The 12,185-nt window shown below is 58.1% G+C and carries 12 protein-coding genes; 8 read left to right on the top strand and 4 right to left on the bottom strand.

From position 1 onward, the window contains the following. Positions 1 to 91: 91 nt before the first annotated feature. The 7 genes from BN871_RS01835 to BN871_RS01810 all read left to right on the top strand — a co-directional run bounded on the left by BN871_RS01835 (position 92) and on the right by BN871_RS01810 (position 6,650). On the top strand, positions 92 to 1,426 hold the full coding sequence (locus BN871_RS01835; protein ID WP_048744129.1) for a carbohydrate ABC transporter permease: 1,335 nt from the start codon (positions 92 to 94) through the stop codon (positions 1,424 to 1,426). Next, positions 1,423 to 2,265 carry a sugar ABC transporter permease gene (locus BN871_RS01830; RefSeq protein ID WP_048744067.1) on the top strand — a complete coding sequence of 281 codons (843 nt, stop codon included), beginning with the start codon at positions 1,423 to 1,425 and terminating at the stop codon, positions 2,263 to 2,265. The genes BN871_RS01835 and BN871_RS01830 overlap by 4 nt, the downstream gene beginning before the upstream one ends. Continuing rightward, the gene (locus tag BN871_RS01825) at positions 2,262 to 3,755 is read left to right on the top strand and encodes an alpha-amylase family glycosyl hydrolase (RefSeq protein ID WP_232312757.1); all 1,494 of its coding nucleotides are present in this window, start codon (positions 2,262 to 2,264) and stop codon (positions 3,753 to 3,755) included. The genes BN871_RS01830 and BN871_RS01825 overlap by 4 nt, the downstream gene beginning before the upstream one ends. A 14-nt stretch (positions 3,756 to 3,769) precedes the next feature. Beyond that, positions 3,770 to 3,931, top strand: coding sequence for a hypothetical protein (locus tag BN871_RS28760; protein WP_021881065.1), 162 nt, complete (start codon positions 3,770 to 3,772; stop codon positions 3,929 to 3,931). A 276-nt stretch (positions 3,932 to 4,207) separates the two neighbouring features. Beyond that, positions 4,208 to 4,621: an SET domain-containing protein gene (locus tag BN871_RS01820; protein ID WP_048744127.1), complete on the top strand. Its 414-nt coding sequence runs from the start codon at positions 4,208 to 4,210 to the stop codon at positions 4,619 to 4,621. 350 nt (positions 4,622 to 4,971) lie between these two features. After that, positions 4,972 to 5,661: a helix-turn-helix domain-containing protein gene (locus BN871_RS01815; RefSeq protein WP_021881063.1), complete on the top strand. Its 690-nt coding sequence runs from the start codon at positions 4,972 to 4,974 to the stop codon at positions 5,659 to 5,661. 17 nt (positions 5,662 to 5,678) lie between these two features. Beyond that, positions 5,679 to 6,650: an S-layer homology domain-containing protein gene (locus BN871_RS01810; RefSeq protein WP_048744065.1), complete on the top strand. Its 972-nt coding sequence runs from the start codon at positions 5,679 to 5,681 to the stop codon at positions 6,648 to 6,650. Between the two features lie 63 nt (positions 6,651 to 6,713). Here BN871_RS01810 and BN871_RS01805 read toward each other — a convergent pair whose 3' ends face one another. The 4 genes from BN871_RS01805 to BN871_RS01795 all read right to left on the bottom strand — a co-directional run bounded on the left by BN871_RS01805 (position 6,714) and on the right by BN871_RS01795 (position 11,521). Then, a complete protein-coding gene (locus BN871_RS01805; protein WP_021881061.1) occupies positions 6,714 to 7,805 on the bottom strand; it encodes an amidase domain-containing protein in 1,092 nt (363 codons plus the stop codon). Between the two features lie 196 nt (positions 7,806 to 8,001). Continuing rightward, entirely contained in the window at positions 8,002 to 8,154 is a 153-nt protein-coding gene (locus BN871_RS27345) for a hypothetical protein (RefSeq protein WP_021881060.1), read from the bottom strand. 10 nt (positions 8,155 to 8,164) lie between these two features. Further along, entirely contained in the window at positions 8,165 to 9,940 is a 1,776-nt protein-coding gene (locus BN871_RS01800; protein WP_048744061.1) for an alpha-glycosidase, read from the bottom strand. Between the two features lie 174 nt (positions 9,941 to 10,114). Continuing rightward, entirely contained in the window at positions 10,115 to 11,521 is a 1,407-nt protein-coding gene (locus BN871_RS01795) for an FAD-dependent oxidoreductase (protein ID WP_083436184.1), read from the bottom strand. Between the two features lie 348 nt (positions 11,522 to 11,869). Between BN871_RS01795 and BN871_RS28755 the strand changes: the two genes are divergently transcribed. Continuing rightward, positions 11,870 to 12,185 (top strand): hypothetical protein (locus BN871_RS28755; RefSeq protein WP_232312756.1); only part of this gene is annotated, 316 nt, incomplete at its 3' end.

Genomic DNA, 12,185 nt, shown 5'->3' with positions numbered 1-12,185 from the left:
AATACACAAAAGAAAGGTTCACGCCGCCCCGCGCGCCTCCGTGCGCGCGGAAGGCGTGAACCTTCATTTTAGGAGAAGGAGAGAAGGCATGATGTCTTATCAACCGGCTGTACAAACAGAGAAGCCGCAGGCGTCTGCGCGCGGAAGAATGGCAGCCCTGCTGTCTCTGCTGTGCGCGGGCCTCGGCCAGCTCTATAACCGGCAATGGATCAAGGGACTCATTCTGCTCGCCGTCGAAGCGGCAGCCGTACCGTTCTTTGCAAGCAAGCTCGGCCATGCCGTCTGGGGAATCTGGACGCTTGGCGAAACCAAACGCAACATCGGCAAGAAAATCATGGGAGACAACTCGACCATCCTGCTGATCGATGGTTTGATTGTCCTCTTGCTGTTTGCTCTGTTCCTGCTCGTCTATGTGCTCAATATTAAAGACGCCTACAAAGTGGGTTCCCAGATCGAAGCCGGCCGCAAGCCGAACAGCTTCATCCAATCCCTTGCCTATATCCGGGACAACAAGTTCGCCGAGGCGTTTCTGGTCATTCCCGGCATCGGCGTCCTGTTCCTCACCGTCATGCCGATCATCTTCATGATCATGCTCGCGTTCACGAATTTCTCCGCGCCCAACCACCTTCCGCCGGCAAGCCTGGTCGATTGGGTGGGCTTCGACACGTTCAAGAAGCTCGTCACGCTGAAGACATGGAGCCATACGTTCTACGGCGTCTTCATCTGGACGATCATCTGGGCGGTGCTTTCGACGGTCACGACCTACTTCGGAGGCTTCCTCGTGGCGCTGATCATCCAGCAGTCCGATATCAAGCTCAAGGGACTGTGGCGCACGATCCTGATTCTCCCGTACGCCATCCCGCAGATGATCTCCCTGCTCGTCATGCGCAACCTTTTCAATGGCCAGTTCGGTCCCATCAACCAGTACCTCGGCTACTTCGGACTCGGCAGGGTGCCGTGGCTGACCGATCCGATGTGGGCCAAGGCGACCGTCATCATCGTCAACATGTGGGTCGGCATTCCGGTCTCCATGCTGCTGATCATGGGCATCCTGACGACCATTCCGAAGGATATGTACGAAGCCGCCGAGGTCGACGGAGCGAGCATGTGGCAGAAGTTCCGCATCGTGACGCTGCCGATGGTGCTCTTCTCGACGGGGCCGATCCTGATCACCCAGTTCGCCGGCAACATCAACAACTTCAACGCGATCTTCCTGCTTACCGACGGCAACCCGGTCAAGGGCGACTATCAATATGCGGGCGCGACCGACCTGCTCGTCACCTGGCTCTACAAGCTGACGCTCAATCAGAACCAATACGCGTTCGCTTCGGCGATCGGCATCATCATCTTCATCCTGGTCGCATCGATCTCGATCTATAATTACCGCAGAACCCGTTCGTTCCGGGAGGAGGATATGATCCAATGAACCGCAAAACCAGCAAAGTCTTCCGGCTTGCCTTCAGCTACCTGTTCCTGGCCATCGCCTGCGTATGCGTGCTCTACCCGTCGATATGGGTTATTCTCGCTTCCTTCCGGCCGGGCAAATCCCTGTACAGCAAAACGCTGATTCCGGAAAAATTCACCCTGGACCACTACCGGGAGCTGTTCACCTCCAAGAGCTTCCTGTTCGCGGACTGGTACATGAATACGCTCAAAATCGCGCTGATGACGATGGTGCTCGGCACGCTGCTCGTGCTGCTGACCGGCTACGCCGTCTCGCGCTTCCGTTTCAAGGGGCGCCAGAACGTGCTGTCCGTCGTCCTCGTGCTGGGCATGTTTCCGGGCTTCATGAGCCTGATCGCCCTGTACATCCTGCTCAAGTCGTTGAACCTGATGGATACGCATTTCGCGCTTGTGCTCGTCTACTCCATGGGAGCCCCGATCATGGGCGCCTTCCTGGCCAAAGGATTTTTCGATACGATTCCGAGGTCGCTCGACGAAGCCGCGCGGATCGACGGAGCGAACAACGTGACGATCTTCTTCCGCATCATGCTGCCTCTCTCCAAGCCGATGCTGGCCTACCTGGCGCTGACGCAGTTCGTCGGTCCTTGGGTCGACTTCATCTTCGCGAAAATGGTTCTCCGCACCCGGGAAAACTTCACGGTAGCGGTCGGCTTGTATGAGCAGATCTCTTCCATGCAGAACAGCAACTTCACGCTGTTCGCAGCGGCTTCCGTGCTGATCGCGGCTCCGATCGCCATTCTGTTCATGTTCATGCAGCGCTTCTTCGTCGACGGCCTCACCGCAGGAGCGAGCAAAGGATGAAAAGCTGGCCGAAATGGCTTGCCGCAGGCATTCTGGCGGCATCTGTGCTGTCCGGCTGCGAATCCGGGTCCGGCATGAATTCCGATCACGCCAACAACGGCAAGGAAGCGGAGAACGCTGCTGGAGGCGCTCCTGCGCCAAGCAAGGCTCCGGCTGCATCTCCAGCGGCCTCTCCCGCAGCCGCCGCCGTAGACGAGCAGCCCTCCACGGTGTGGTACGAAATCTTCGTCCGCTCGTTCTATGACAGCGACGGAGACGGCATCGGCGACTTGAACGGCGTCACCGAGAAGCTGGACTATGTGAAAGAGCTCGGCGCGGAGGGCATCTGGCTCATGCCGATCAATCCTTCCCCGAGCTACCATGGCTACGACGTGACCGACTATCGCGCCGTCAACAAGGATTACGGCACAATGGACGATATGAAGCGCCTGCTGGCGGAAGCTCACAAGCGCGGCATCAAGGTGATCATGGATCTCGTCGCCAACCACAGCAGCACCGACCATCCATGGTTCATCGACTCCGCAAAAGGAAAGTCCAGCAAGTATCGGGACTGGTACACTTGGGCCGAGGACCAAGGCATCGAGAAGCCCGCAGCGGTGAGCGCGACCAACGGCCAAGCGTGGCACGAGAAGAACGGCAGCCATTATCTCGGCGTATTCTGGGAAGGCATGCCCGACCTGAACTACGACAATCCCGATGTGCGCGCCGAGATGGTCTCGATCGCCGACTTCTGGCTCAGCGCCGGCGTGGACGGCTTCCGCATCGACGCGGCCAAGCATATCTACGATGACTTCAACACCTCGAAGTCCGATCCGCAGACAGCGGTGAAGAACAAGAAGTGGTGGCAGGAATTCCGGACGGGCATCATGGAGAAGCATCCGGACGCCTATCTCATCAGCGAGGTGTGGGACGGCCCGGGCACGATCGCGCCTTATCTCGATCATGCCTTCAATTCCTCCTTCAACTTCAACCTGAACGATTCCATCCGCAGCGCGGTCGCCGCCGAGCGCGCGCCGGACATCGCCGGCAGCCTGGACCGGGTCTACAAGGCGTTCGAGAAAAGCTCGGACGGCTCCTTCGTGGACGGCCTGTTCATCGGCAATCATGACTTCGACCGTCTGGCCAGCGCAGCCGGCAGTCCGGATCATGCGCGGATGGCGGCGCAGATCGAGCTGACGCTGCCGGGCAACCCGTTCGTCTACTATGGCGACGAGCTCGGCATGAAGGGCGCCGGGCGGGACGAATTCAAGCGGCTCCCGATGCGCTGGCATTCCGCCGGCAGCGGCAAGGGCCAGACGACCTGGCAGAAGGATCTGGCGAATCCGGCCTCCTCGGGCGTGACGGTCGAGGAGCAGGAGAAGGATCCTTCCTCGCTGCTGAGCCTGTACAAGATGCTGATTCAGTGGCGCGCGGCTGAGCCCGCTCTCCGGGATGGCGGCATTGCGCCGTCGACTGTGAAGGGCGACGGCATCGAAGCTACGAGCGGCTGACCGCCAAGGAGCGGGTGCTGGTCGTCCACAACCTGAAGGGCGCGGTCCGGAAGGTGCAGCTGGACGAGGCGACGGCCGCAGCCTATGGCGCCGTCGCGCATGGCACTTCGCCGGAGAGCAGGCTTTCCGGAGGCGTGCTGGAGATGGCTCCATACAGCACCGTCGTGCTGAAATAACTTTGGTTTGGCCGGGGCAGACAGCAGCGTTCCGCCAGCATGGCTTCGCTTTTACAAGCCTGGATAGACAGCTGTCTTGAACGGCCAATCCTTATGCACGTACAAGCACGGACAGGACCGCAGGCGCTGGCGCCCGCGGTCCTGTCCGTATTTGCCGATCATGGGGGCCTTAAGGTACAATTAGGCTTTCAAGCCGGTCGTTTGCAGGGCTTCGCCGCGGAATCCCCGCGCCGGACATCCGGCTTCAACTTATTTCGGAAGGTACAGGTGACAGGCATGCTCGAAGTTAAAACCTCGCCGATCAGCGGGGGAGAATTCCGGCGGGGCGTTTTCGCCACGCAGGACATCAAGAAGGGCGAGCTGATCCATGTCGCTCCCGTCATTCCCTATCCCAATGAAGATCACGAGCATATCGAAAAAACGATCCTCGATGATTACGTCTACAACTACGGCGCCAACCATACGGCGATTCTGCTCGGTTTCGGCAGCCTGTTCAATCACTCGTATACGCCCAACGCCACGTACGATATCAACTTCGACACGCACAGCTTCGATTTCTTCGCCTATACGGACATCAAGGCCGGCGATGAAGTCTTCATCAACTACAACGGCGAAGAGGACAACATGGACCCGCTCTGGTTCATGGAAGAGGATGAGGAAGGCGATACGGACGATCAAGAAGCGAAATAATGCCGTGAAGGACAGGCGGGTCGCTCGGCTCGGCATATCCGTACAGGCAAGTCATATCTTGCTCCTCCAAAGGGTGCACGGCAGGCGAAACATCGCCGCTTTGCGCCTTTTTGGCTTGCGTTCCGGTATCGGCAGAGAACGAGGTCGGTCTTCGGAATTTTGAATCCATTATTTAACAATATGTTTCTGTTTAGGCATCTACTACTTTAGAACTTGATTTCAATGAAATTGATTTTTTGGTCCTATTAACATTATTAGTAAAAAAATTTATGTTGAGAGAGAAACATAGAAGGCCGCTGCGGCGTCAAAAGAACGGACTAAGCCGGCGAGCCGAAGAAGGGAGTCGAAAGATGCCCATCGCCGTGGTCACAGACCGATTCGAGAAGGGACAGTTTTTGTGCCGATTGTTTCGCGAAGCCGTCTGCATGCTTTATTCGGCCAGCAAGCTGCTGGAGGAAGGAGAGTACACCCTTGTCATTTTCGTCGTCGACCGTATGGGAGAGGAGGAATGGAATCATCTCAAGAGTTTGCTGGAGCTTGGCATCGAAACCTACCTGATGGTTCCGGAGCCGCTGTCCAACGAAGAAGCCGCCATGGCCCATGATGCGGGAGTCGGACAAATTCTTCATCAGCCGCGGCCCGGCTTGCCGCCGTGGCCAGAGGAGAATCTCTCGGCCATGGAACGGGTCGGCAGGTCCTCGGCTTCGATTGCCGGCGGTGTCATGGATGTAGGCTGCGGAATGGTTTTTCATCCCGAACAATGCTGGGTAGGCGACGGAAAGGAAACGCGGGTGGAGCTCTCCGAGAAGGAAGCCTGCCTGCTGGCGTACTTCATCCGTCATGAAGGGAAGCTTATTACCAAGCATGCTCTTGCCGCCGAGCTGTGGGGCGGGTTTATTCAGCCGAGCGGCGTCTTGAAGCTCATCAAGCGGTTGAAAACCAAGCTCGGTCCGGCAAGCGTCACCATCTCATCACGAAGAGCGGGAGGCTGTTTGTACACCAGGGAACCATCCGGTCCAGGAGGCATTGCCCACTTTTAAGCCATGGAGGGTTAAGGATGAATTCAAATAAGAAACGTTTGGCAGCGATGCTGGCAGCTTTTGGTCTCTTCGCCTCTATTGCGGGCCAAGCGATGGCTGCGGAAGCAGGCTTTAATGATGTGAAGAAAAGCTACTGGGCTTATGACAGCATTCAGAAAGCAGTCGCAGACGGAATCGTAACCGGTTATCCCGATCATAGCTTTCACCCCGCTCAAAGCGTCACCCAGAGCGAGTGGCTGGCGATGCTGGTACGGGCTTATCAGCCGGCGGATGTCAACCAGCCCGGCTCAGGCTCTCCGTGGGATTCCGCTTATGCGGCCTATGCCAAAAGCAAGGGGTGGAAGCTGCTCCCTGCAGGAGGCGTCTTGACCCGCGGCCAGGCGGCGAGCCTGGCAGTCAACGCGTCCGGCCGGAACTATAGCCAGGACGACTCCGTGCAATACCTGCTCGACACCGATCTGGCCAGCGGCCAGAGCCGGAAAACGGTAGCCGGTTACGGCAAAGAGAAGCCTTTGACGCGGGCGGAGGCCGTCACGTTCATCCAGCGTCTGAAGGAGAGGCTGCCGGAGCTGAAAGCGGCGCCGAAGGACAAGCAAAGCTATGACCGGAGCGAAAACGTGTTTGTCTATCGAAACGAGCCATACAAGTTCACTCTGGCGATGCCGCTGAGCTGGAAGAATGCATTTGAGGTCGAAAAGGCTGCTGATAAGGATATCTTATCCTTTACAAGAGTGCCTAAAAGCCGTTTTGGAGGCATTGTTTTTGCCATCTCCACAAGGCCGAAAGAAGAATGGGAAGCCAACAAAGAAAATGTGATCGGCGAATATGCCAATCTTCATGTTCTTGGCGAGCTGGAGGGTCAGGTATATGTCTTTGCGCCTCCAACGGATGTGGAGTGGGATCCAGAGGACAAGACAGAAACGGATGCCTATCAAAAAATGGCCAAGGAAGCTTTCCGTTTCTGGTCGACATTTGAGTTCATCAAGTAGGCTGCAGGCGGGCGTACGGCCAAGGGGGGAGGCTTTTCGCCTCCCCCCTTGGCCCGTTTCCGCTTAGGAATTGAAAACATAGAATTCATATGCAGAAGTTGAGAAAGTGGCGAAAGAGTGCTTCAACCGATCCGTCGTGTGGGCGCTGTAAGTCATGGTTGTCCCGTCATTGGCGACAACCATCATGACATGGGAGTTGCCTTGTTGAATATCATTGATGATCCCTCCAGCCGCAGTGGTCGTTTTTGTCGCTTTTTTGAAATACCCCTTGGTTCCGACCATGTAATCCATAAGTCCGTCATCTCTATTTTGTCCGGTATTTATCCACGCGATCGTGTAAGGCTTCCAAGTCGTATCGGTCGGGATACCGCCCGCTTTCAGCGCCTGCGAGACGAAGTTGGCGCAGTCGTTGTCGTAATACGTGCCGTACTCTTTGGTATTGTATTTAGTCGGATCAGGGTCTCCCGGCGATCTTTCGGAAGTCCATTTGTTGGCGTAATCCCGGGCGGCCAGACGGTCGTAGGTGACGGCCGCTGCGGCTGCCGAGGGCTTGACGGAGATGGAATCCGAGGCGGCTGCGGACAAATCCCGTTCTCCGCTCAGCGCAAGGGCGGATGGCGATGCCGGCACGAATGCAGACGCTGGAATCCAATCCTCCACGTTCTGGAACTCCAGCTTCAACGTGGAAGCTTCAATAGCCCCATCCTTTACTTGAGCCGTGAGCAGGAAGGAGTCGTTTTGCTCCTGCTTGGCGCCAATGTATTCCTCGAATTCCTTTTTCCTCTTTTCCACGTAGCTCTCGGCTTGAGCGGCATTCCGGTCTTTGGACAGCTTGAGCGTTTCCGCTCCCTTCATGAGGCCCTGCACGTAGGGAATTTCCTCTACAGACTTCGATCTCAGCGTTTTAACCAGATGAATGTCGATTTGGGCGCGGAGCATTCCATCCGTGATGCTGAACGACTTGGCATTGGAATCATAGGCGTCGATGGTGTAATAGGGGGCATAGGCTTTCTGCACATAATCCTGCACCGTTTGAGCGGCAGCTGCCTGAAGAGCGGAATTGGGGCTGGCGTCCGGCGCAGCGATCGCCATAGGGACGGAGCTGACAAAAAGGCCGACAAGAAGGGAGAGCATGCCTGTCCGGTAGAAGTTCAAGCTAAAACCTCCTTAGGGGGATAATTTCGATTTAATTATATAATAAGGAATAAAATGTAAGAATATAGGGATAAAGGATGAACCATGCCCTGAGCAACGCCCAAGCATGGACAAAGCGTCGCCGACGGATGGAAAAGACTTTGAAGCGAAAAAGGCGTCCCGCTCTCGTCATCAGGACGGAACGGGACGCCTTTGCTTACGGGATCCGCCGGATGCGGGCATACAAGGCCAACACCGGCATGGGCAGGACAACAGACGCTGCCAGCGAAGCTCGGATGGCGTACCTGCTGCCGATCCATCCTGCGATCGGTCCGCCGGACAGCTGGCCGATCGCATCGCCCTGGCTCACCTGGTTTTGCTTACAGGCCGACGACGACCGGGTTCGCATGCGGCGCCGAGCGCAGCAGCGCGAAGCCGTGAGCAGGCAGCTCGATCTTCAGCTTGCCGGCTGCAGCGGCATGATTCGCGCCTCCCAGCAGCTCGGTCCAAAGGCCTTGCTGTACAGGCAGCAAGGCGGAAGCGGCTTCATCGCCCGAGTTGACCGCGATCAGGAAGTGGTCATGCTCGTCCTTGCGTTCGATGACGAGCAGATTGTCGCCCTCGGCCGCATGGACGAAGCAGAGCGTGCCGCCGCTGCGGAGCGCGCGATGCTCCTTGCGGATGGCGATCAGCTGCTGGAAGTGGCGGAACAGGTTGCGGTCCTGCTTGTCCTCGTCCCATTCCATGCATTTGCGGCAATCGGGGTCGCCGTCGCCGTCGAGGCCGATCTCGTCGCCGTAATAAACGCAAGGCGCTCCGGGGAAGACGAACTGGAGAAGCGTAGCGAGCTTCATCCGGTCCTTGCTTCCGCCGCACAGCGTCAGCAGGCGCTCGGTATCATGGCTGTCAAGCAGGTTGAACGCGGCTTCGTTGGCCTGGTCGGGGTAGCTTGCGAACAGCTCGCCGATCTTGTGGGCGAATACCTGTCCGTCGATGACGCCCTTGGCGGCGTAGTCCACGACGAGCTTGGTGAGCGGGTAGTTCATGACGGCGTCGAACTGGTCGCCTTGAAGCCAAGGCAAGGAGTCGTGGAAAATCTCGCCGAGGATATAGGCATCCGGATTGACGGCCTTGATCGTCTTGCGGAAGTCGCGCCAGAAGTGCATGTCGACCTCGTTGGCGACGTCAAGGCGCCAGCCGTCGATGCCGATTTCCTCGATCCAGTATTTGGCCGCGCCGAGCAGATACTCCTTCACTTCCGGATGCTCCGTGTTCAGCTTCGGCATCAGCGGCTCGAAGGCGAACGTCTCATAGGTCGGCAGTCCGTCCTTGACCGCGATCGGCCACTCCATGACATGGAACCAGTCCGCGTACTTGGATTTTTCGCCGTTCTTCTGCACATCCTTGAAGGGCAGGAACTCCTTGCCGCTATGGTTGAACACCGCGTCGAGCATGACACGGATGCCGCGCTCATGGCAGGCGTCGACAAGCTGCTTCAGCAGCTCGTTCGTGCCGAAGTGGGAATCGACCTTCATGTAATCGGAAGTATCGTACTTATGGTTCGTCGTAGCCTGGAAAATCGGATTGAAGTAGATCGCCGTGATGCCGAGCTCCTGGAGATGATCGAGATGGTCGATGATGCCTTGCAGGTCGCCGCCGAAGAAGTTGTCCGGCTTCGGCACGCCGCCCCAAGGCAGCACGCCTTCGGGATCGTTGGAGGTGTCGCCGTTGGCGAAGCGCTCCGGGAAGATCTGATAGAAGACGGCGTCCTTCACCCATGCAGGCGGCGCATAGACGTCGATGGCGTTCAAATACGGGAAGTCGAACATGCCGTTCGGGTCGAGCGGCTCATCCTCGCGGAAGCCTTTCTCTTCGAAATAGAGCTCCTCTCCTCCGGAACGGAGCAGGAAGGCGTAGCGCAGACGGCGCAGGGAAGGCTGGACTTCGGCCTGCCAGTAATCGAAGCGGTCGTCGCTCGGCAGCTTTTTCATGACGAGGCGGGAGACGGTGCGGTCCCAGGCGTATTTGTCTCCATGGACGAGGATGACCTCGTCCATATCGTCCTTTTTGGTGCGCAGGCGGATATGGATGGTGCGGGTGTCGTAGCCGTAGGCCCAGTTGGCCTTCGGGCGGTGGAGAATGGACTCAAGATTCATGCGGCGCAAGCCTCCCTAGAGATGGCAAAAGCAAGTCACATGCAAAAAAAAGGCACAACCGGGCGCGAAGATTGCTCGCGAGGTTGTACCTTACTTTTCAGCGGGTAGCATTGCCTTTGTCTTTGCACCGATTATACCTTATTCCCGGCTGCATTGACAATACGGCGGAGCAGCTTATGCGGTTTTCCGGACGCCTTCCTTGGGCTGGGCTTCATCTGCAGGAGCCGCTTCCGCCGCGGCCTCGGCTCTCTGGCGTTCGGCTGCATGGCCCGCTTTGTTGAGCAGATTCCACGGATGGTTGTAATGCGGCTGGAAGAAGAAGTCGGCATAGCCGAGATCCTCCGCCGTCATCCGGTTCTGGATGCATACCGACAGCGTATTGGCGGCCTGCGTGAGATCGGCTTTCGACATGACCTGTGCTCCCAGTATGCGTCCCGAGTCCGATTCGTATACAAGCTTGAGCAGGACATCCTCATAGTCGGGCATGAATTCCGGACGGCTGGCTTCGCGGACCGTTACGGCGGCCGCGGCGATTCCCGCCGCCATGGCAGCTTCCTCGGTCATGCCGGTCGAGGCGATGTTGAGATCGAACAGCTTGATGCCCGACGTGCCCTGCGTGCCCCGGTAGCGGACGAGCGGCTCCAGCAGGTTTTTGCCGACGAGCGTTCCCATCCGCACCGCGTTGGTGGCCAGAGGAATGTACGCCTGCTTGCCCGTAGGGTTGTAGCGGACAGCACAGCTGTCGCCTGCCGCCAGCACGTCGGGGTTGCTCGTGCGCATGTAATCGTCGACAAGAATGGCGCCGTTGTCCAGCATGTCGATCTGCCCCTTCAGCAGGTCCGTGCCGGGGCGGAAGCCGATGCAGAGCACGACGAGATCGGCTTCGTAGCTGCCGCCGGCGGTCATCACCCGCCGCACGCGGCCGTCCTCCCCTTCGAAGCCGGTCACCATCTCGCCGAGGGCCGTTTGGATGCCATGCCCGGCCAGCTCCTCTTCGGCCAGGGAGGTGAACTCGGCATCCAGATACTTGGCCATGACGCGGTCCATATTGTCGAGCAGGACGACTTCCTTGCCGAGCTCCCGGAACGCTTCGGCCAGCTCGATGCCGATGTAGCCGGCGCCGATGACGGCTACCCGGCGCGCTTCCTTCGAGCGCGAGATGATTTCCTTGGCGTGGAAATAGTTTTTGCACAGCTGAATGTTGTCGAGGCCGATGCCGTCCATACGGGGGACGACGGGCCACGAGCCGGTCGTGACGACCAGCTTGTCGTAGCTGTCCATGAACTCCTCGCCCGTCTCGAGGCTGCGGACGGCGAGCGTTTTGGCCGCCGTGTCGACCTGCACGACCTCATGCAGCATGCGGGTCGTGACGCCGAGCTCCGCGAGCTGCTGCGGCCGGCTGTAGAACAGGCTGTCGGGATCCTTCACGACGCCGCCCACATGGAGGGCGATGCCGCAGGACAGGAACGAGATGTTGTCATTGCGTTCGTATACGGTGATTTCGGCCTGAGGGTGTTCGGCGGCGATCGTCTTGACGGCGGCGGTGCCGGCATGCGTACATCCAATAACGGCTATTTTCATCGTGAATTCCTCCCGGAAGGTTTAATTCGATTTGATTGTGAAATAAATCACATACTAGCCGATAAAGCTGCGGCCTTGCTTCCACGAGCCGGTGTGAGAGAGGCCTCGGCCGGATAAGTTCGGCCAGCGTGGTTGGGATGGGCAAGACCGCCGCAATAAGTTGTGAAATAAATCACAATCTCTTCATGGCTTTATCTTACACCTGCCGGAAAGGGAATGCAATAGGCGCAGACTCCGGGAATATTGCGAATTTGTGACATGCGGCGGAACCCTTGTGCCGGCTGTTTAACGCCGCGGAAACCGATAGTCAATGCCGAATAGGATAAGGCTTGGAAGCTGCCGGGGAGCTTGGACGGAAGCCCGGGCTGCCGCAAGCAATCCGGAAGATCACAGCGTCGTCAAGGCTTGCGCAATGACGTCTGCGGCCGACAGCAACGCCCCTCGCGCGGCGCGCGAGGGGCGTGGGAACGTCCTTATGGACAGGGGACACGCTCTGCGACCGGGTTATTCCGGCTTCGCCAGCTGGCCGGACCGAAGCCGACGCACGGCATCGTCGAGACGGGAGATCGCTTCCTCGAGGATGGAGCGCGGACAAGGTACCAGATGTTTTTAATGATCACGGGTACGGCAGGCGGCAGCAATGAAAATCATCGGCAGCAGTGCA

Source organism: Paenibacillus sp. P22, assembly GCF_000469945.2.
Taxonomy (GTDB): domain Bacteria; phylum Bacillota; class Bacilli; order Paenibacillales; family Paenibacillaceae; genus Paenibacillus_O; species Paenibacillus_O humicus.
This window is presented reverse-complemented; position numbering and strand designations above follow the sequence as displayed.